Here is a 22,092-nt window from a genome sequence, read left to right as displayed (position 1 = left end):
TTGAGTTGAATGTAAACAGGTCCAATAGAAATAGCTAGGCTAATAACCCAGACTTCTGATATATTCTTACGTTATTAGCATCGATATAGTTGGAGTATGAAATGGCTGCTACCGCAACACTTTCTAGTAAATATCAAATATCCATCCCTAAATCCGTTCGTGACGAGCAGCATTGGCAGGCAGGGCAGCAATTTGTTTTTATCCCGAAAGGCAAAGGGATGTTGGTGATGCCTGTGCCCAGTTTTGAGCAGCTTAAAGGCATTGCGGTCGGTGCTGACCCTACGGATTTTAGGGACCGTAACGACCGTTTTTAATATCCCTGGGGCAGAACTAGTGCGCGTCGTCGATACCTCCATTTGGATAGAATGGCTGATTGATAGCACGCTAAAACAAGCAATTGTTGAGGCGTTTCCTGAAACCGCCCAGTGTATTGTGCCAACAATCGTGCAATTGGAGCTTGATAAGTGGCTCACTCGTGAAGTTGGCGAGTCAGAAGCCGACCAAGTCATTGCGTATACACAAAACTGTGTCGTGGCGGTGTTAGATACAAAAATTGCCTTACAAGCTGCAGATTTACATCGCCAATTCAAACTCGCTACAGCGGATGCCATCGTCTATGCAACCGCATTGGCTTATGGTGCAGACTTACTCACTTGCGATGCCCATTTTGAAGGGCTGCCAAATGTGATATTTATCCGAAAATATTAGTTAGTAGGCTCGGCTGAATAACATGGGTCCAATAAAAAACGCATGAACTGCCACTTTGATACGGTACTAATAGATTGTGAACAGCCGGATAGTATTGGCCGTAATTTCGTCAAAGCAAGCTCCCGATGGGATACTTAAGCTGGGTTGATTTTATTCTTTATCCTGCTGACATTGCGATATTGGGTTATAGGGGGATTGATCGGTCTAAGAAGGTCAAGATTGCGGCCTAGTTTTGGCATTCTATTCTCAAATTTTACGCAAAAAAAACCCAGCATGACGCTGGGTTTTTCCACAGACTAAATATCTTCTTAAAGTGCGATAGAGCTTGACGCAGATGGTCTTTGCTTTGTACCGTCTTGAGGATCCATGCAGCCTGTTAAGCCAACAATCATCAAAGCGACAGCTACAAGTGATATAACTTTTTTCATAAAATTATCCTCCAATGGGTTTGAATTTTTTATTTTATTGTGCGCCTTAAAAGCACAGTGAATTTATATCATGACTGGAAAGGGGATGCAATAATAAAAACTTTAACTACCAACACGGGTCATAACGAATTGATGTCAGTTGGCATATCAAAACTGATTTGCTTATCTGTCCACTTCACCGATCCGATAGTAAGCCATTGAGATAAAAAGTTTTTATGCAATTGGTCAAAAACCCAATCCGTAGGGGCGTCAATTTTCTTCATTTTGATATTAAAAATTGCGTCTTTAAGGTTTATTCCCATTTTCTGTCCCCAGAAGGCGGTCACTTTCATGATGAATTTATGAAGGCGTTGGTTATCTATCGTCGGGGTGACAGCAATATTCGCCCACATCGAATGGACGCGTCCCCAATTAGGGGCCAATAACCGCCCTTGTTCATTAACAAACGGCAACCAGTGCTCCGTCCCATTGGGTTCTACGTAGGTGATCCCCAAGATGCGGTCATAGCCCTCGAAATGGTCGTGTAAATACAGCGCATGGGGCGTAATCCCCAGAAAAGTCGAAGACACCATGAGCAAGGCATTGCTGGCCTGGGAAATCGGTTTGCTGAACGCTAATTTTTCGTAATCAAGCGGTAGGCGATAAAAGATCCCATAATGAACCGTACTGTTTAATTGCAAAAACAACAAAGTGATCACGATTTTTGTGAGCTTCATGGACAACGCTTTGGGCTTTTGTATTCCGTACTGCTCAAATACACGGTGGTACCAAGTCGTGTCAGGTAGGGGCGTATCGACTAGACACTCAACATTACAGTTAATGCGTTGGCGAGAGTCGGCAATTGACCGATATTGTCGCTCAGCTATTTGCTTGATCCCTGGTAAACCCAGTAATACGCCAAATATCGCCGAATATCGCATTTTGAGCAGGATTTGGCGATAGGTCTCAACACCTGAGTAAATCCGGTTACGCCCGTCCAAGGCGTATAAATCGGTCAATAAGGTGTCCATTCCTATTGCAACGACTTGTGGATACTTGGCGGCATATTCTTGTGCCGATTTAAAATCAATGCACCCGAATAGATCGAAATGGTTAATCGTCAATACAGTCCGGTTGCATAGCGGGCATTGCTGGTCGTAAAAGACGGTGAGGGAGGGATGCTTTGGTTTGAAACAATCGACGAGAGTGCGCCACCACCTGAACGGTACCAGCAGCACGTAACAAATGAGCATTCCCATCCCAAACGGGTAAATATTCAGGGTCAGGGTAATGCCCAGATGCAGCCCTAATCCGATACAAAGGTAAACAGCACGTAATCGCGGGTGTGCGTAAAAAAATACGAAGGTAAATTGGAAAACTATGATCGTGTAGCCTATCGTTTTTTGTAGCCACTCGAGATTAAGCAACGGTGACATGTCGAGTGCAGAAACATAATAAGGCTGGGTCGCTGGCAACCACGAACCCAAACCGTTGCGCCAATGCTCGGCGAATTGCTTATGGACATCCGAATCCAGATATAGCCAGCCTAAGCAAACAATAATCGGCAAATGGTACGCCAGCGCAGAAACCGTGGCTGGTGGATACTGGTTGTAGTGCTTGAACGGGTTACGGAGCTTGTAGCGCAGGCCGTCAATCGAGAATGCCCGGTCGCCCGGCATGAACAGGAGGAAAAATCCAACGCCGATCATGAATGTGTCAAAGCCTCCGTCAAAATCCCGCTGCATTGGCGTGAAATTGACAAACACGATCCAGAATAGGTAGTTGGCGGTTAGGGCAAATTGGTAGCGATAACCCACCACGACGCAACACGCAACCATTCCCCACAAGCATAAGAACAGCGGGATGCCAGGAAACTCAACGTCTATATAGGGTACGGGATCGAAAATTAAATGATTGAAATAATAAAGGAAGCAGATTTCCTGCAGGGTCACTAGGCCATAAAAAACACGGAATAGGCCGATACCCGTGGCGGGTACTTGCTGCGAAAGCAGGCGCAAAATTTTGTTATACACAAATTGATACATTTCAAAATTCGAACTATCGAAAAAGAATGTACGGATTATCGGACAAGGCGGGCGGAGATTATTATAAACAGCAGATAAGCTAAGGCCGCTAACGACTCAAAAGAATCGATAGCGGCCTAAGAACAGAAAAAATCAAATAATGACTTATTTCTCGTCGTCTGGATGTGGCGCGAAAACCCACTTCAAAAGCAAAACAACTAAGCCAATAATAACGAGAAGTCCCACTACACCGCCTGGTGTTTTCAATGTTTCAGTTAAATCTAAGATGAACCCCATGTCTGTCCTACCTATTAATTTTATTTTAGAGATTGCCGCTCATCGTGCGGCAAATGGAGTGGATTATGATACTTTAGGCAACTTTAAAGTCAAGGTTTTGTTGATTTCTTAGCGTGAAAACAGTGAATTAAGCGGTTATTGAAAGCAATAATTAAGAGGGTTCAGCCTATTGGGTATCCAATTCCGAAATATCCAATGAAGGGGCACTAATCCTGGCTAGGTTCGTGCAAGTGCCTTCTGGCGCGGATAAGTGAAACAGTGACTACCAGCACTAATGCAACAAGGGAAAACTCCAATAACAGAAATGCTGCGATCTTGAAATACGCAAAGTACGGATGAACGAACCTGACTAACCATCCGCCGGCTTCGTCAGCAAGCGCAGACGTATAGGTTAACGCGCTTAACCAGATTTTTAGGCGTGTCGAAAAATGGGTCATCAACATTAAATGCGTCAATGTGATGACTAACATGCCCATAGAAAATAAGTGAAAGTGCGACACCTCCAGCATACCTTGATAACTTTTAGGCTGGGTAAATTCTTCTTCGGACCCCAAATAATAAGCAATCACGGATTGTGGTGTCAGGTTCATGTGGTGAAAATACAATAGGGCATTGCTGACCCAAAGCAAGGCAATATAACCCAGGAACATCAACACCAAGGCATTCAGCAAAGATTTACGGTGCTGTTCGCCCGTCACAAAATAGCGCATCAGTTTTTGCCTTGGGCCTTTACCATGGTCAGATAAATCGCCATTATTTTGCGGACACTGTTGACCGCTGCGCGCGTGCTTAAGGTGGCGCCGGAAACGCCCTGCACGCCTTTGTTAAAATCGACTTCCTCCAATGGTTTGCCGTTAAGTTGTTCAAACCAGTGTTCTGGCGGTTGGTATTCAGGCGGTTCATGGAATGCCAAGGTATAGACATTGCGTACTAACCCTTCAGGTGTCAGCACGATCATTAAGGTTTCCGGTTTGGTCCGTACCGTAATGGTTTCAATGGCGGCATAGCCCAGGATTTTGCCTTGTTGTTTACCGACATAAAAGGTAAATAGGCCGGAATCCAGCTTCACTTTGGCAGTTTTTTGTATAGCGGCCATTTGCTGGTCGTCTGGGAAAAGCGACAGATTTTCGATTTGCGTTCCTTCGCCAAAAGCCAGCACCATCGCTTCGTTTTTGCTGTAAAAAATCGTGGCAAAGCTGGGCATAGCCGCAGCCAGCAGTCCTATTAAGATGATCAACCTGCTATTTTTGAGCATTTCCATTCGTTACCGTATCGGTGTCAAGGCAATCGTAAAATATTATCAACCATTCAGTCTTAAACAAAACGCCAGCCTATTCGGTCGATAACGACGATCAATAGGCTGGCGATTTTTGTCGTCCAGTATAACGCCGGAAAGGACAATCTACACGAAATACCGATGATTTAATTAGAAAATAAACCCAAACCCTAAATTAAAGTCATCCGGTACGCTGCCTGTTTTTGCCGAAATGTTGCGGTAATCCGCCTTGATGACGACATTGGGTATCGGTTTATACTGCAAACCCACTTGATAAATACGCCTGTCCATATTGCCATCATCAAGAAAACCAGTCGGCGTTTGTGCGATGGTGTCGAACTGCTCATAGCGAAAAAATGGCGCGAGGTATTGCGTTGTGTCGGCAATAAAGTGGGGCAAAATGTCATAACCGACTTCGGTATACCAGCCATAATTTTCAGACCCGACCACTGCGCCATCTTTCCCTTCAATTGTGCGTTGGGCGCTTATTAAATCAGCATTGTCAATATGGCCCCAAGATCCCAAAGCACGCCACTCCAAGCCGTGATATTTCCATTGGGCATGGGCTTCATAAAGTTGGACTAACACATCGGGGTTTTTCCCGGCAAAGGTCTGATTTTGACCGGAATTGCCAATATAAGCAGAACCACCTACCGATACACCGGGCAATACTTGAGGCGCATAATCCATGCGTGCAACATAGCCAAAATCTTCCGCTTTCGCGTTACTGCCACTACCGCGACCTTCCCTAATACCTCCAGAACTAAATTCTTCCGCATTCAAGCCATTGACCAAGTAAGTGGTGTAAGTCAGCCCCGGCGCGATTTGCCCAAACAAGCCGATACCGACTTCACGCCACGTACTGGGGATAATACGCCGTTCGACTTCGGGGCGATTGTTACCAAAGAAGAAGGGGGGTTCATGGATCTGGTTGATAAAGCCCATGGGCATCAACACCAACCCCGCCCTGATATTGGCCAAGGGATCGATGAAAAAATCAAGTGCTGCAAATTCGACGGAGACTTCGCCTTTTTCTTCAGAGCCTTCCCCAGTCGTTGCGTGTTCAAATTCTAGTTCACTGTTGAACAGGATGTTGTCGGTAAATTTATAACCCGCATACAACACCATACGCTCAAGGTCGGCAGAATTCTTGTTATTACCCTTATCACCGACAATTGCTTGATAGCTCCCTTCCCCATAACCGCCTATAGACAAACCTTTGCCGACGGCATAAATTTTCGATGCGGCAGGCCCCAAGCCATAAGCACTTTTGTATTTGGCCTCTTCAGGTATCGCCAAGTTGGTACGTAATTTTTCGACCTCCTGGCTTAACACATCGGTTTTGCGTTCCAACTTTTTAACGCTGCTGGTTTCGGTGTTTGCAGTTGGCGGTTGGTCGCCGACAGGCGTACTTGCCAATTGGGATTTCATCGTTTCGATTTCTTGTTGTTGTGCCTGGATAATCTTCCACATATCATCCATCGTTTTGGGTTTTTCCAAAGCAAAGCTTGCCGTACAGACAGTAAACAGCGCCACTGCGGTACTGCTCGTTAAGGTTATTCGATTGATTTTCATGCCCACCCCTTATCAAAAATTAAAACAGTAAGGAGAGTATAATATAAACAAACTAAAAGATACAAATGATTCTTATTTGTATTGTTTAATAAAAGCGATGCCATCGGTTTTTCTTGGCATAGGACAAAAGACCTTGGTTGGGTAAGAATTACAGCACGATGAAATTGATAAAACTAGATAAAGACCTCGTACAGAGGTTGGCAACGCCCCCTATTTATCGTCGAACAGTTCTTCAACTGTGCCGATAAAACACCCCTTAGTGAGTCGGGTTAATACCTTGTCGCCCACACTCAACTGTTCAGTCGACCTGATGATTTTTCCTGAATTTTGTTCTGTAACCAAAGCATAGCCACGGTTCAAAGTGGCTAAAGGGCTGACCACGTGTAAAGTTTGGCTGGCGTTCAGTAAACGCTGATTTAAATGTTCTAGATGAATTTTTGTTGTGGAGATTAAGCGTTCACTTAGGTAAGTCTGTCGTTGCTGCTTGCGGTGGATAATTGATAATGGCGAGGACTGCCATAAACGTGCGGTTTGGGTTTCGACGATTCTTCGGTCATTCGCTAATTGATGCAGAACGGCTTTTTTTAACTGGGTTTCAACTTCCTCCAAACGCGTCCTGTTTCGCGTCAACTTTCGTTTTGGGTGGTGTTGCAGCAGCCGTCCGTTCAGCCAGTCTATTTTTTGTTGAAGCTGCCTAAGTTGCCTTTGTAAATGCTGTTGCAGGCGTGTTTCTAATTCAATGAATGTACACAGCCATTGCTGTTGATCGGGTGCGGTACTCGCCGCTGCGGCGGACGGCGTTGCGGCGCGCAAGTCGGCAACAAAATCGGCGATGGTTGTATCTGTTTCATGTCCAACACCGGAAATAACCGGAATCTGGCTGGCAAATATCGCCCTGGCGACCATTTCCTCATTGAATGCCCACAGGTCTTCCAGGGAGCCGCCCCCCCTGGCAAGAATAAGCACATCGCATTGCTTAAGCGTGTTGGCCGTTGCAATTGCTTTGGCAATCTCGATTTTGGCGTTTTCACCCTGTACGGCAACGGGATAGATGATGACTGGGATAGCCGCAAAGCGTCGTCGCAGTACCGTCAAAATATCCCGGACGGCAGCACCCGACGGGGATGTAATAACACCAATTGCCTTGGGCAGGATAGGCAGTATTTTTTTGTGGGATGCCAAAAACAAGCCTTCATCCGACAATTTCAGCTTGAGTTGGTCGAATGCCCTGCGTAAAGCACCGTCTCCCGCTTCTTCCATGAGCTCAACGATGAGTTGGTAGTCGCCACGGGGTTCATACAGGCTGACTTGTGCCTTGACAACAACCTGTTTGCCGTTTTCTGGTTTGAATGACCGACGCTGGTGGGAACGGAACATGGCGCAACGAACCTGGGCGTTGGCATCCTTTAGGGTGAAATAACAATGTCCAGATGAGGGAATGCTGAGGTTGGAAATTTCACCCTCGACAAGTATCGAGAGGAAATGCCCGTTGAGCAAAAGTCCGGTTTCGCGGTTGAGTTGGCTGACGGTATAAATTATTTGCGACACGGGTAATACGAATTAAATGCCAGTGGCAGGACGTGTCAATCCGAAGTTGCGGACGTATATTCCAACTTATCGGCGAGTCCCCTGTAATGACTACGGAAATACAATAGGGGTTCACCTGCGCGGCAAGTGACTTCTTGAACTTCGCCTACCAAGATCCAGTGCGTACCTGCACGGACTTTTTCAGTAATTTTGCATTCCAGCGACATAAGGCTGTCATCCAAGATCGGTACGCCCGTAGTGCCTGTATGCCAAGGCGTGTTTGCAAAGCGTTCTTCTTGGCTCCTGCCGCCGGAAAAATTATTGGAAACATCTTGTTGGCGGTCACTCAAAATGTTAACGGCAAAACACTGGTTTTGCTCGATATTTTCTCCCGTATCCGCAGATTGGTTAAGGCACACCAAAATTTGTGGTGGCTCAGCGGAAACACTGCAGAATGCGGTCACTGTCATGCCGCGCACACCATATTTTTCTGATTGCGATGTGACGACGGCAACGCCGCTTGCCCACAGTTGTAATGCCTTCTTAAAATCACCCGAATCCACCGCCATTCACATCTCCACTCATTGTCCATACCTCGAAAGATGCCGTTAGCTTTAATAGCAGCAACGAAATCCAGCGCGTTCATTAATTGTAGGCGATATGTTACAACAGCCGTGGCTTGCTGGGTAATTATTGCTGGGAGAACGGATGGGCTAGGCGGCTTTCGGGATGAATGGTTACAAACACCATAGGACAGGCTTTATGCCCATTTCCGCCTTGCTTATCAACAGGCTTAAAAGCGTGACATCAAAAAACAAGCGACTAAAGCAAATTTTTGATGATCTCCCTTTCCTCTTTTAATTCAGCTTCTGTTGCCCGCATATTGCGTAGGCTGAAGTCGTTGATGTCCAGTCCTTTTACCACAGAAATTTCGCCGTTTGTTACCCTAACAGGGAACGAGTATACCAAGCCTTGCTCGATCCCATAGCTGCCGTCAGAGGGTATGCCCATGCTGACCCAGTTGTCTTCTGGGGTACCCAAAGCCCAATCGCGCATCTGGTCCACCGCCGCATTGGCGGCTGATGCCGCGCTGGATTGCCCACGGGCGTTGATGATTTCGGTGCCGCGTTGCTGTACTTTAGGGATAAATTCATCGGTAAACCATTCGTAATCGACCACGGATAAGGCATTCGCGCCTTTGACTTCGGCATGGTGCAGGTCGGGATATTGGGTGGCGGAATGGTTGCCCCAGACTATCACGTTCTTTACCTCTTTTGACAACACGCCGCATTTTTCGGCCAATTGGCTTAAGGCGCGGTTATGGTCAAGCCGGCTCATGGCGGAAAAATTTTCCGGCCTTAAATCAGGCGCATTCCGCAATGCAATCAACGCGTTTGTGTTGGCGGGGTTTCCGGTCACCAGCACTTTTACATTCCTGTTTGCCACTTCATTGAGCGCCTTGCCTTGTACGGAGAAAATTTCGGCATTGACCACGAGTAAGTCCTTGCGCTCCATTCCCGCGCCTCGTGGTCTTGCGCCTACCAGAAAGGCATAGTCTGCTTTTTTAAATGCCTTATAAGGATCATCGGTTATTTCTACACGATGCAGCAATGGGGCGGCGCAGTCGCTGAGTTCCATGACTACGCCTTGCAAGGCTTTCATCGCAGGCGGGATTTCCAGCAAGTGCAAGATGACAGGCTGGTCGGGGCCTAACAAATCCCCAGCCGCCAACCTGAACAGCAAGGAATAGCTAATGTTACCTGCTGCACCAGTGACCGCTATATGGACGGGGGTTTTCATGGTTATCCTATGTTGTTTTGGCAATTGTGGGAGTTTAACCAGCAACTTCTTATCCAGCAACCGCTAATTGTGCAATCGTTGCAAATTCGCGCTACTTTTTTTGGATGAATCCTTCTAACCTAATGAAAAGATAGCGCTTAAGCCGTGGTTGTAGTAAAGTCATTTTTGGTGACCGCCAAGTTAGCGCCGCATTGCACCCACCAACTTCGCATAACAGGGTTTATCCAGGGATGCCCTTTTTATCCTGACCGGTTGTACAGCTTAACCAAATGCCTTAGCCTTTCCGTTCGTTCAGGCGTAAGTTGATTCCAATGGAAACGCCATGTCCAATTGCCTACCGTCGTCCCTGGTGTATTCATTCGATGCTCAGTCCCCAACTCTAAGATGTCTTGCATAGGGATGATGGCAAGATTGGCCACCGATGCCATGGCTTCCCGGATCAAGGCGCAGTATAAGGGCAATTGAGGGCTGCCTAAATATTCGAAAATCTTATGCCTGTCGGCATCATTAAGCCTTTCTAACCAGCCTATGGTTGTGTCGTTATCGTGCGTTCCGGTGTATGCCACGCAATTGGTGATATAGTTGCTGGGCAAATAAGGATTGTTCGGGCCGTCGCCAAAGGCGAATTGGAGGATTTTCATGCCCGGCAAATTAAATTCATCCCTCAACTCCTCGACTTCAGGGGTAATAATACCCAGGTCTTCAGCCACCAGGGGAATATCCCCTAATGCTGACTTAATGGCGCTTAGCAAGGCTTTTCCGGGCGCTTTTGCCCATTGTCCATTGATTGCAGTTTCCTCGGAAGCGGGTATTTCCCAAGCCGCTTCCAGGCCACGGAAATGGTCGATACGCAGAATATCAAACAATTCCAGTTGCGTTTGCAGACGGTCTATCCACCAAATAAAGCCGGTTTTCTGTAAATTATGCCAATTAAAATGCGGATTGCCCCAACGCTGTCCGGTTTCCGAAAAATAGTCCGGTGGCACGCCGGCAACAACGACCATTTCGCCGTTATCATCTAGCTTGAACACCTCGCGGTTAGCCCAGACATCGGCGCTATCGTAAGACACGAAAATAGGGATGTCGCCAAACAGCAGTATGCCCTGCTGTCCGGCATAAGCCTTGAGTTCAAGCCATTGCCGGAAAAACACGTATTGCTGGAATTTTGTCGTGTCGATGTGGACTTTTAAGCGTCGACGGGCTTCCTGCAAAGCCTTTATTTCCCGATCCCTGTAATGCTCAGGCCATTGGTTCCAAGATTGCTCTTGGAATTCATTCCTGAGCGCCATAAACAAGGCGAAATCATCCAGCCAGAAGTCTTTTGAGTGACAAAAATGGGTAAAATCCAGTTTATCGGCTTCATGGGCGCATTCCAAAAAGCCTTGAAATGCCTTGGTGAGCAACTGGTTGCTTTTAGGGTATCCCAAAGCATTTTTTGGTTCCGACGTAATATCAGTATGCCTAAGCCATCCTTGTTTACATAACCAATCAATGCTGATTAATTCAGGATTGCCGGCATGGGCTGACAAGCTTTGATAGGGCGACCTGTCTGCGTGGGTAATCCCCAAGGGCAGCGTTTGCCACACCGTAATGCCGGTGTCGTGCAAAAACCTGACGAAATGATGAGCTTCCTGCCCTAAATCACCCACCTCGCCCGTACCTGGCAACGAAGTGATATGCAAAAGAACACCCGCTCGACGTTTATCTAATATGGGCGACATAATAGTGGATTAAGATTGTGTGCCGGGGCGCATTGCCCCACCCATTGCAGGCCGGCCAAAGCCTTGGGTAAATGACAATGCAAGATAAGAGGGGGGGGCTTCTCCTAATAATCGATATAAATTAGCCAAATTCAGGCGGAATTGTTTTTCAAAGTTGCTTACTGCTTCACCAGGGTTATAGTCACCAAACCACCAGAACCAATCGGAACCTTCGCAAATCGCCAGTTGCAATTCGGCCGCCTTGATTTGTTTCTCGCTCAATCGTTTTGCGGAAATGGCCTTATCGAAGGCCCACTTTACGTCACCCAGCATGTCCCAACCCCGATTCTTGTCGGTATCGCCTATCCAGGTCGAAAATGTTCCATAGACCCAACTGCCTGCCACTAGCCTGTTCAGCGGCTTAACTTCCACCTTGCTTTTCAGGCATTCGGAAAAAGTCATGAGTTCAATGTGCGGATGCAATGTCAGGCGTTTATACAAGGCGCTCAGGAAATAATAGCCATTTTCTGGAAAATATTCCCAGGCATTCTCGCCATCCATGATGATGGACACCACTGAGTCTGACGGTTCGTTGGCAGCAATAATCTCAAGGTGTTTAATCAAATCGCTGACGGCATCATCCCCGTGCCATTTTGAGTATTCAAAACCAATCAGGTCGGATAATCCGTCGTCCCTGAAAAAACAAGGGATAGAAGTGTTCTTAACCTTAAAGGGATGGTGGATGCCTACCGGCGTCTCATTTTCCGGCAGGTTTAGGCTGTTGTGCAGTACGGAACCGCCAGTGGCTGCCCATTTAAAGCCAAAATCACTAAGGATTTTGAGGGTAAGCTCGCTAACGCTGCCCTCCGAAGGCCAGCAACCTTCCGGGTTAAAACCAAAAAAACGCCTGAATGTCTGGACACCTTTTTCAAGGTGCCAAACAACCCGCTCTTCCCCGCCTGGATAGGCTTTCAAATCCGGCATGGGGGCATTGGGCATGGCCTCATGGGTAGAATTTAAGTCCAGCAACAGCGGCATGATGGGATGGGCATACGGGGTCACCGAAAGTTCAATCTGCCCCCTTTTTGCCAGGGCCTTATAGCGGTAAATCACATTGGACAGTTGCTCGCCGATGATTTCCAGGATTTCAATCCGGTCGTGTAAGGTGTAACTGCTGCCTTTTTCAATCAGGTGTTTAATCCGGTTATCGCTTAGTTTTACCGTTTCCCCCATCCAGGCCAAGTGATACCAAACCAGTATGTCGCAGATAAATTGGGCATTCACATAATCCAAGAAATCGTAATTATGTTCCAGCCATTCCGCCATTTTAACCAGTTTCTTGTATGCGGGGTATCGGTCAACTTGCCTTTCCCGATTTGCCCGTAAGCAGTCTTTGACCAGCTTCATACGGTCTTCCAGGTCGGCGGGTATGCTGGGGGCGACAAGCGCAGCCAACAAGGGGTCGGTAATCGATATGCGGTCCTGTAAATAGGCGCTGACCTGCTTGGCATATTCTTCGATTTGTTCCAGCAAGATAGGCGCAAAATTGACCACTGCTTTGGCATTGGGTACAGCCTCCAGGTGTGCCGCCATATCGACATAATCCTTGATAACGTGGAGGTAAGTCCAAGGCAGCTTGAATACACCGGTTTGCAAGTCACGGTATTCGGGCTGGTGCATGTGCCAGCACAAGACCAGCTTCAGTCTATTTTTTTCCATATTCTCTATCTGACATACCGCAATTTTTGCCCAAGCATGTCCGGAGTGACAAGAGCCACGCCACCTGGGCTGACATGGTATTTTTTTCGGTCTTCTTCCAGGTTTTCACCGATCACGGTCCCTTCCGGCACTTCGCAACCTTTTTCTATGATGGCCTTGGTGATACGGCAGTGGCGGCCGATGGTGGAATCCGGCAGCACAATGCTGTCTTCCACGGTAGTAAAGGAATTGACCCTGACATTGGAGAACAGCAGGGAGTGCCGCACTTTTGCGCCGGAGATCACGCAACCCCCCGAAACCATTGAATCGACCGCTTGCCCACGCCTATCGTCATCATCGAACACAAATTTTGCGGGCGGCGTTTGTTCCTGGTAAGTCCAGATCGGCCAAGTTTTGTCGTACAAATTCAATTCGGGGTTCACGCCGATCAATTCCATGTTGGCGGACCAATAAGCGTCAATCGTCCCAACATCACGCCAGTAACTTTGCCCGCCCGTTTGTAAGTCCAGGAAAGGATACGCATTCACCAAATATTTGTCGATAACCGAAGGGATGATATCCTTGCCGAAATCACGGCTGGATCCTTTGGTGTCTGCGTCCTTAATCAACTGTTCGTACAGGAATGTGGCATTAAAAATATAAATCCCCATTGATGCCAACGCCGTGTCTGTCCTGCCGGGCATGACCGGCGGATTTGCTGGTTTTTCCACGAAATATTTGACCCGGCGGTTTTCATCCACATCCATCACGCCAAAAGCGGTGGCTTCTTCCAGGGAGACTTCGATGCAGCCGATGGTCAAATCGGCATTTTTCTTGACATGGTCGGCAATCATGGCGCCATAATCCATCTTATATATGTGGTCGCCTGCCAACACCAGGATGTATTTAGGTTGACGTGTCCGCAGGATGTCGATGTTTTGGAACACGGCATCCGCCGTGCCTTTGTACCAGGAATCTTCATCATGCCGTTGCTGGGCGGGGAACAGTTCGACGTATTCGCCGAACTCGCCGCGTAAAAACCCCCAGCCTTGCTGAATGTGGAGGATTAAAGAGTGAGCCTTGTATTGGGTCAAAACGCCAATCTTACGGATACCCGAATTGATACAGTTGGAAAGCGGGAAATCAACAATGCGGAACTTGCCGCCGAACGGTACGGCAGGTTTCGCACGCCAATCAGTCATATCCTTCAGCCGCGATCCGCGACCTCCCGCCAGAATAAGTGCGATAGTATTTCGGGTAAGGTGACTGACGTAACGGTCTGACATGGTTTTTCTCCTGACTGAATAGACACAAGGTATCTATTTTTTTGATAATATGCGCTTAAGATAATTTTACTACACGAGGCAACCATAAGGTGAAAAAACCATCAACCAATGTGCTGGATGCGGAATCCACGAAAATTTCCGAAGCCAGGCATCATGATCCTTTTGCGATTTTGGGCAAACATTCTAAAAACAACCAAACGGTTATAAAAGTTTTTTTGCCTTATGCAGAAACGGTCAGCCTCAGCCATAATAATCTAGCTTTTCAACGCATTACGGGGACAGATTTTTTTGAGTGTGCGTTAGGCAAGGAACCACTGCCCGAACATTACCAGTTAGCTTGGACGGACAAAAGCGGCGATGACCACACCCATTACGATCCTTACGATTTTCCGGTGCAATTGCCCGAATTCGATCGGCATCTCTTTGGCGAAGGTAGACATTGGCATATTTACCAAAAATTGGGAGCCCACCTCCATAACGCAGACGGGATTGACGGCGTATTGTTTGTAGTTTGGGCTCCAAGCGCAGGGCGTGTCAGTGTGGTTGGCGACTTCAATCACTGGGACGGTCGATGTCATCCCATGCGTAGCTTGGGCGGCGGCGGGCTCTGGGAATTGTTCGTTCCGGGCTTAACGGAAGGTTGCCTGTATAAATTTGAAATACTGAACCGCTTTAGCAACGAAATTTTGCTGAAAACCGACCCTTACGGACAGCAGTTTGAATTTCGGCCCAGCACTGCCGCAGTTGTCGTTAATGAAAACAGTTACGAATGGTTCGACCAGCAATGGTTAGCCGGACGTGCCGGGCGCAATTGGCTACATGAACCGATGTCGATCTATGAAGTCCATCTCGGTTCTTGGCGGCGCGATAAGCTGGGCAATTTCCTCAATTACCGCGAGATGGCAGACCAGTTGGTCGAATACGTCAAGCGGCTCGGCTTTACCCACATTGAACTGCTACCCATCACCGAGCATCCACTGGACGCTTCCTGGGGTTATCAAACTACGGGCTATTTTGCCCCAACCAGTCGCTTTGGTTCGCCCGACGATTTCCGGTATTTTGTCGATACCTTCCACCAAAATGGCATAGGCGTGATCCTGGACTGGGTACCCGCACATTTCCCTAAGGATGCCTTTGGACTTGCCCGGTTTGACGGCAGCGCCTTATACGAACACGAAGATCCCCGCAAGGGCGAACACCGCGACTGGGGTACGTTGATTTATAACTATGGCCGCAATGAGGTCAAAAACTTCTTGCTGGCCAGCGCCATTTTCTGGCTGGAAGAATTCCATCTTGACGGCTTGCGCGTGGATGCGGTTGCGTCCATGTTGTACCTGGATTATTCACGCGAGGAGGGGGACTGGCTGCCGAACCAATATGGCGGAAATGAAAATCTGGAAGCGATAGATTTCTTCAGGGAGTTGAACACAGTCACCCATGAGCAACACCCTGGCACCGTGATTATGGCTGAGGAATCCACGTCCTGGCCGCAAGTCACGCGTCCCACCTATACCGGTGGCTTGGGGTTTTCGATGAAATGGAATATGGGTTGGATGAATGACATCCTGGTCTATATGAAGGAAGATCCGGTGCATCGTAGATACCATCATGACCAGTTGACCTTCGGTATGCTTTATGCGTTTACCGAAAATTTTACCTTGCCGTTTTCTCATGATGAAGTAGTGCATGGAAAGGGTTCAATGCTCAATAAAATGCCCGGTGACGAATGGCAAAAATTCGCCAACCTGCGCCTGCTCTATACGATGATGTTTACTTATCCCGGCAAAAAACTGCTGTTTATGGGCTGCGAATTCGGTCAAGGGTCACAGTGGGATTTCAATCAAGCCCTTGACTGGTACGTGCTGGATTACCCGTTACACCAAGGTCTCCAGACATTGGTAAAAGACCTGAATCAACTGTATAAAAGCCGTCCTGAATTATTTACGCACGACTTTGAACATCAAGGTTTTCAATGGATAGATTGCCACGATAACGAGCAATCTGTCATTAGCTATCGCCGTAAAGCCGATGACAAGGAATTGATCGTCGTCCTTAATTTTACGCCTGTCGTGAGGGAAAACTATCGCATCGGCGTACCTGTAGCCGGTACGTATCGGGAAATCTTTAACTCCGATTCAGGCGAATATGCAGGCAGTCACGTCACCAATGCGGACACGGCTTCCGACGAGATACCCTGGATGAATCTAGATCATTCCATCGAATTGACCTTACCGCCATTGGCTGGGCTGGTATTGCAGTATCAATAATTAAATAAAACGGACTATGAAAAAAATACTTTTCGTTACCAGCGAAGCGCATCCGCTAATCAAAACCGGCGGGCTTGCCGACGTGTCAGGCAGCTTGCCCAAGTCGTTAGTCGACTTGGGTGAAGATGTACGGATTATCCTACCTTACTATCAAGCCATTAAAACCAACGAGGCGATTTATTACAAAAGCACGGCAAAAATCAACGGGACTGAAGTCAACATCCTGGAAACCCGATTGCCCGGCACAGAGGTGATGGTTTGGTTGGTCGATTACCCAAAATTTTTTAAATTACCGGGCAACCCCTACCATGACGAAGCGGGAAACCCTTGGCCCAACAGTGCTGAACGCTTTGGCTTGTTTTGCCATACGGTGGTTGAAATCGCGATGAATCGAGGGTACCTGGATTGGAAACCGGATACCGTTCACTGCAACGATTGGCAAAGCGGGCTGGTATCGGCCTTATTGTCACTGGAGCCCGGTAGGCCGACCACGTTATTCACTATCCATAATCTGGCTTATCAAGGCTTATTCCCTAAATCCGCCAATTTTTCACTTAATTTGCCTTCCCAACTTTGGGACAGCGGCGGCACTGAATTTCATGGCAAGTTGTCCTTCCTTAAAAGCGGCCTAACTTATGCGGATCGAATCAATACGGTTAGCCCAACCTACGCTTTGGAAATCCAGTCTCCCCAATTCGGCTGTGGATTGGACGGCTTGTTAAGCCATCGTAAGGATGTTTTAAGCGGAATCCTCAATGGCATAGACACTGACCACTGGAATCCTGCAACGGATACCCACATAGCAGCCAACTTCAAGTCGACTACCCTGAACAAGAAGGCGCTCAACAAATCAGCCCTGCAAACAAAATTATCCTTGCCGACAAACAACAAAGCGCCAGTATTTGGATTGATTAGCCGCCTGGTAGAACAAAAGGGCATCGACCTTATCTTAGAGTGCCTGCCTGAAATCCTTGCCCTGCCCTTGCAACTCGCCGTTCTTGGGAGCGGCAATAAGGAATTTGAGCGACAACTGTCCGCTTTTGCTAAAGCCAATCCTGACAAAATAGCCGTTAAAATAGGCTATGATGAAGAGCTCGCCCATCTGATTGAAGCCGGTGCCGACATTTTCCTCATGCCTTCACGGTATGAACCCTGCGGACTGAACCAAATGTACAGCCAACGATACGGTACGATCCCGTTAGTCAGCAAGGTGGGCGGTTTGGCTGACACCGTGGTTGATGCGCTTCCCGAATCATTAAACAATCACACCGCGACAGGCATAGTCTTTGATGAAACCTTGTCGGGGACATTATTCGAAGCCATCAAACGCGCCCTGATGTTATACAGCCAACCCAAAGCCTGGAGGCAGATTCAAGTCAATGGGATGCTTAAAGATTTCTCATGGAAACACAGCGCCGAGCAATACAGGGCGCTCTATGGACAGCTATAGAGAAAAGCTAGGTTACCCACCCCCCTTATGTCATTGCTAGATTTTAATAAAACACCCTGAATGAGTGCTGGATTTGTCCGAATTCGTACAGATAAGGCAAGGCTACCTCGTGATTGGCCGCCACCACCAGCAAATCGTGGGAAAAAACCGAGGTGTTGTACCAGTTAAAACTGCCCTCCAACACGATGTAGTCGTCGATAATGCAATACTTGGAGTGAATAGGCGAATAAGGCACGGGGTGATCGTCCTGACCGTAAACCAGGCCAACCGCAATGCCGGCGGATTTCAGCCGCTGCACGGCCGGCAATAAGGGACGGTTCAATTCTTCAGACATGGATCGTTCCACGCCGATTCGCCCCTGTCTTGCCAAATGTCCATTGAACAGAATATGGACGTAAACACCCCTGTTTTTGGCATTGATCAAAGCATTGACAACGCTGTCATGATGATCGCCTAAAAGGTCGCCGATCAGAAATAACGAGACCTTGATCGAATGCCGTGCGCGGTTGATTTCTGCCAAGATGGCATGGTGAGGACGGTAATACTGCCCGTTACTTATGCAATGCCTTCCAAAAGTGTAGAGCAGGTTGAATGGGCTTAACGGGTCGATGCCGTATTTTTGGATGACACCGCCGCGTTGGCTCTGGAAGATATTGTCGAGCAGTCGGCACACGCCCTTGGAATGAAAGGTCATCCCCGATTCCCAATTTGCCCACCAGCGGTCGAAAGTAATATTGAACGAACCCAGTATGCAATCCTCATCGTTAAAGATAACGAACTTGGTATGCATGTCCGGCTCGACTTCGATGAGATGGTGTTTCGGGCTGCAAAATACGCCTATCAATTCGATACTGGAACGCTTCAACCGGGCATAACTTTCGCTGTTCGTCAGCGTCATCTTGCGCCAGTCGACAATACATTGAACCCATACACCCTGCTGCCGTGCATGGATCAAATGGTTAATAAAATCGGCATCATCAATACAATCGACACTCACCTTAATCGTGCAAAAGCGATCCGGATTTTCCCATTTGTTGCGGATAACCTTATCGATCAGGTCGTGAATATAGCGTTTGGGGTGATAAGGGTGGTGCAATTGCCCTTTGGTAAATTTGGGCACCATATTGAGCGACTCGAAGTGATGGTTATACCAATCCACATCGGCTTGTAATTCCCCGGCATTGAGTTCATAGCTACGGTAGCTGTTCGGCGTTGACCAATCGTGTGTGATAGGCCGGTACTGCGGCTGCTCATCCTGGAGTTGATACCAGTCCATGAAGATATACTCCTTTTCCGAAGGAATGGAGCGTTCATTCAGGTGCAAGATAAATGAAAACTTGATGCAGTTGATAAAGCCGAAATTTTTGGAAAACGGGTGGATGTAAAAATCACGGGTACTGCGTTTATGGCGATCCCATTGAATGTCATGGGCGTCGGTATCGACAATATAGTTTTCCTGGATGCCGTGTTCCCGATAGACCTTCAGGATAACTTTGAGGTTGGCTTGGGCACCATGCCATAAATCAAAATCAATCTTTCCCCAACGGACATAAAATTTATCGTTAAAATCATTAACCCGTTGAAAATATCCGCCCAGATTGCCATGGACCGGCGTGACGATTTGTTCCGCAAACTGCATTCCTACCTCAAACTGACAAACTTAAATAATAAATAGACGGCTTACACGGGAGTTAGCCATACACCTTTTATGATTGGATAAACCCCTTAAATGGTTCGTGGTTCGACGGCCAAACGAAGCGCCTGCGGTGCAGGCTCGCCGCGAACGAATAACATGATGCCGACCGTCCTGAGATTGTCGAAGAATACACAACCCTTATCAATTATTCCGGCTCAAACGTCATCAAATATCCGCAATGGTCGGAAACCCGCCCATAATCCCCATCGGTAAATAGTATATCCCCCGACGTCACCTTAAGCTCACTGTCTTTGTGCATAAAGATAAAATCGATACGGTAATCATCGGCCAAATAATCTTGCCAGTGCAGATCATTGACTTTGAATATCTTATCAAACAACCCCGGCGAATTGGCCGCTAAAAACTGGTCTTCGTACTGGTGCGCATCAACCACTAAACGGTAACCTTCCGAACCTGCGGCTATATTAAAGTCGCCGCATAATAAAGTTGCCTTGATCTCATCGGACCGCCTGCTTTCAGCCCACTCGCTCAAACGGTTGAATTGTTCCTTAAAGCCATCTTCAATCCAACTTAAATGCGCGGAAAACACATTAATTAACCCCAGATAAGGCAGTTGCATTTGCGTCATGACCACTTTCCTGGAATGGATGCTGTAAGCATCGTGGCTATCGGACACATAGCGGGATTCCTGCCCGGCCAGCTTGAAACGGCTTAAGATCGCCACACCTTCTCGGTATTTATCGAAACCCAGATGCGACCAGTCGGTATAAAGATGGTAAGGCCTACTCAAACGGTCATTGATGATCTTTGCCGAATTGCTGTCCCAATCGCCGGCACCGTTATTCCAGTGCTCCGCCACTTCTTGAAAGCAAACAATATCGGCTTCCTTGTCGTTGATCGCCCTGGCGATCTGGGAAAGCTTGTAATCCTGGTTATCTTCCTGGTAACAGTGCAGGTTAAGGATCATGACAGCGAGCGGCTTACGGCTGATAACATAATTATGGCCGCCGTTGTTATCCCAAAGCGTCTGCCCCTTACCCTCGCAGGCAATGCAGTACTGCACCCGGAAAGCATCGCCAAATTTAACACGGCCTGTCCAGATTTGGATACCGAATGGATTAGGGTTGGCGGCAGCACTGCCCGCCGTTTTCTGCCAATGGTCTTTTTTAAAGAAACAGGGGGTTTTAAAAGTATGTAACCAATTATCGGTTGTCCAATGGATAATGACTTTTTCAACAGCCAGCGACTGCTCTGCCGCCACGGTGACCGGGATCGACTTCTGTGCATCAGTTAAGCGATCCGCAAAGCCGACAGCCATGACCGGGTTATTCCCGGCCAATTTGACACCGGAATCGGCCTCACTTGTATAATTCCAGCCGTTGTTGTTATCCCAAAATTCTTCGCTGTTAACTCGGTAACGCAAGCCGAACTGGATTGTTCCCGGCAAAGGTTTCTTTGCGGTTTGTGTTTGTTTGAATTCGACAAACCAAAGTTCCCGGCTTTCCCCTTGTTTACTGTGAAAACGCGCTGCCAATGTTTGCCATGCACCGTCTTCACCCGCCCAGACTATATCAACTTCTTTGTTAAAGCCGACATTTTCAACGCGCACAAAAAAAGACAGCTTTTGCTGAGCGGTCTTTTTTTTGCGGGAAATCACATTTTCCACAGAAAGGAGCTGGATGTTAGCCATGTTTTGTATCGGTTATGGTGTGGAAAACAGTGTCTTTAAGTGGATATATTATCATCGTGGATTATCATATCAATGAATTAGGTTACTACTGATAACGAGCTTGATTTGTTTTTTGTTGATTCCAGTTCATCTATGCTTCTTACAATTAAAACCATAAGTTATATTAATGACCCATATCATGCACTTAAGCTGCTCCAAATGCTTAACCGGATTGCCCCCAAAGGCGAATGAAAGCAAACCCATCAAAGCGTTATGGCGCAGGTAGAGATGGAACATTGTTATGGTCCGATTGTCTACACCGAAACCGCACGGGCCATCGCGACGGTACTTGCTAAAGCCGTGCTTAATGTGGCCAGCAAAGCGCGAAGGCCTAATCGTCGAAAGTTTACGATACCAAAGAATATGTGATCTGCGTTAAGGCTCGTAGGCTTAAACCCGACCTCGCTAAGAGAATGACCGAGCATTTACCGGCATCTGCCTGATTTTTGGATTAGCATCAAGATCCGTAAGTGCCTTGGGTAGGTGTTCGGTTGATGCGGCGATGATAGGACAATAGCAACAAGCCGATTGCAAGGTCTAGCCAATCTCACAACCAATCATTGAAGAAGTTTGCGCCATACAACTTATAGATTCGGCCTTTTAATGTCTGAACCGTTCGTGCTGAGCCCTTCGACTAAGCTCAGGAGAGCCTTGTCGAAGCACACGCCGCCTTTCGACAGGCGAACGGAAA

General features: G+C 47.5%; 16 protein-coding genes. 4 read left to right on the top strand and 12 right to left on the bottom strand.

Annotated elements, in window-relative coordinates:
• The first annotated feature begins 101 nt into the window (after window positions 1-101).
• Both MGMO_RS16805 and MGMO_RS16800 read left to right on the top strand, forming a co-directional pair.
• Window positions 102-314, top strand: a complete 213-nt coding sequence (locus MGMO_RS16805; RefSeq protein ID WP_023496269.1) for an AbrB/MazE/SpoVT family DNA-binding domain-containing protein — start codon at window positions 102-104, stop codon at window positions 312-314.
• Window positions 271-708 (top strand): type II toxin-antitoxin system VapC family toxin, encoded by a 438-nt coding sequence (locus tag MGMO_RS16800; protein ID WP_023496268.1) that lies wholly within the window; start codon window positions 271-273, stop codon window positions 706-708. The genes MGMO_RS16805 and MGMO_RS16800 overlap by 44 nt, the downstream gene beginning before the upstream one ends.
• A gap of 547 nt (window positions 709-1,255) precedes the next feature.
• On the opposite strand, the gene MGMO_RS16795 is transcribed toward MGMO_RS16800, so the two are convergent.
• The 10 genes from MGMO_RS16795 to glgC all read right to left on the bottom strand — a co-directional run bounded on the left by MGMO_RS16795 (window position 1,256) and on the right by glgC (window position 14,298).
• The gene (locus tag MGMO_RS16795) at window positions 1,256-3,160 is read right to left on the bottom strand and encodes a DCC1-like thiol-disulfide oxidoreductase family protein (RefSeq protein ID WP_023496267.1); all 1,905 of its coding nucleotides are present in this window, start codon (window positions 3,158-3,160) and stop codon (window positions 1,256-1,258) included.
• Window positions 3,161-3,642: 482 nt separating this feature from the next.
• A complete protein-coding gene (locus MGMO_RS16790; RefSeq protein ID WP_023496265.1) occupies window positions 3,643-4,146 on the bottom strand; it encodes a hypothetical protein in 504 nt (167 codons plus the stop codon).
• Window positions 4,146-4,697 (bottom strand): FMN-binding protein, encoded by a 552-nt coding sequence (locus tag MGMO_RS16785; protein ID WP_023496264.1) that lies wholly within the window; start codon window positions 4,695-4,697, stop codon window positions 4,146-4,148. Before MGMO_RS16785 ends, MGMO_RS16790 begins: the two co-directional genes overlap by 1 nt.
• A 165-nt stretch (window positions 4,698-4,862) precedes the next feature.
• Window positions 4,863-6,287, bottom strand: coding sequence for a hypothetical protein (locus MGMO_RS16780; RefSeq protein WP_023496263.1), 1,425 nt, complete (start codon window positions 6,285-6,287; stop codon window positions 4,863-4,865).
• 210 nt (window positions 6,288-6,497) lie between these two features.
• A complete protein-coding gene (xseA, locus tag MGMO_RS16775; protein ID WP_023496262.1) occupies window positions 6,498-7,835 on the bottom strand; it encodes an exodeoxyribonuclease VII large subunit in 1,338 nt (445 codons plus the stop codon).
• A 35-nt stretch (window positions 7,836-7,870) separates the two neighbouring features.
• Complete coding sequence (locus tag MGMO_RS16770; RefSeq protein ID WP_023496261.1) at window positions 7,871-8,383, bottom strand: flavin reductase family protein; 513 nt, start codon at window positions 8,381-8,383, stop codon at window positions 7,871-7,873.
• Window positions 8,384-8,636: 253 nt separating this feature from the next.
• On the bottom strand, window positions 8,637-9,614 hold the full coding sequence (locus MGMO_RS16765; RefSeq protein WP_023496260.1) for a malate dehydrogenase: 978 nt from the start codon (window positions 9,612-9,614) through the stop codon (window positions 8,637-8,639).
• A 239-nt stretch (window positions 9,615-9,853) separates the two neighbouring features.
• A complete protein-coding gene (malQ, locus tag MGMO_RS16760) occupies window positions 9,854-11,335 on the bottom strand; it encodes a 4-alpha-glucanotransferase (protein WP_023496259.1) in 1,482 nt (493 codons plus the stop codon).
• A gap of 9 nt (window positions 11,336-11,344) precedes the next feature.
• Window positions 11,345-13,033, bottom strand: a complete 1,689-nt coding sequence (locus MGMO_RS16755; RefSeq protein ID WP_023496258.1) for a glycoside hydrolase family 57 protein — start codon at window positions 13,031-13,033, stop codon at window positions 11,345-11,347.
• Window positions 13,034-13,038: 5 nt separating this feature from the next.
• Window positions 13,039-14,298 (bottom strand): glucose-1-phosphate adenylyltransferase, encoded by a 1,260-nt coding sequence (glgC, locus tag MGMO_RS16750; protein ID WP_023496257.1) that lies wholly within the window; start codon window positions 14,296-14,298, stop codon window positions 13,039-13,041.
• Window positions 14,299-14,387: 89 nt separating this feature from the next.
• On the opposite strand from glgC, the gene glgB reads away from it, so the two are divergent.
• The gene (gene glgB / locus MGMO_RS16745; protein WP_023496256.1) at window positions 14,388-16,565 is read left to right on the top strand and encodes a 1,4-alpha-glucan branching protein GlgB; all 2,178 of its coding nucleotides are present in this window, start codon (window positions 14,388-14,390) and stop codon (window positions 16,563-16,565) included.
• A gap of 16 nt (window positions 16,566-16,581) precedes the next feature.
• A complete protein-coding gene (gene glgA, locus MGMO_RS16740; RefSeq protein WP_023496255.1) occupies window positions 16,582-18,015 on the top strand; it encodes a glycogen synthase GlgA in 1,434 nt (477 codons plus the stop codon).
• A gap of 43 nt (window positions 18,016-18,058) precedes the next feature.
• Here glgA and MGMO_RS16735 read toward each other — a convergent pair whose 3' ends face one another.
• On the bottom strand, window positions 18,059-19,654 hold the full coding sequence (locus MGMO_RS16735) for a phospholipase D-like domain-containing protein (protein WP_023496254.1): 1,596 nt from the start codon (window positions 19,652-19,654) through the stop codon (window positions 18,059-18,061).
• Window positions 19,655-19,856: 202 nt separating this feature from the next.
• The gene (locus MGMO_RS16730; protein WP_023496253.1) at window positions 19,857-21,362 is read right to left on the bottom strand and encodes an endonuclease/exonuclease/phosphatase family protein; all 1,506 of its coding nucleotides are present in this window, start codon (window positions 21,360-21,362) and stop codon (window positions 19,857-19,859) included.
• Between the last annotated feature and the right edge of the window lie 730 nt (window positions 21,363-22,092).

The organism is Methyloglobulus morosus KoM1 (genome assembly GCF_000496735.2).
GTDB classification, from domain to species: Bacteria; Pseudomonadota; Gammaproteobacteria; order Methylococcales; family Methylomonadaceae; genus Methyloglobulus; species Methyloglobulus morosus.
This window is presented reverse-complemented; position numbering and strand designations above follow the sequence as displayed.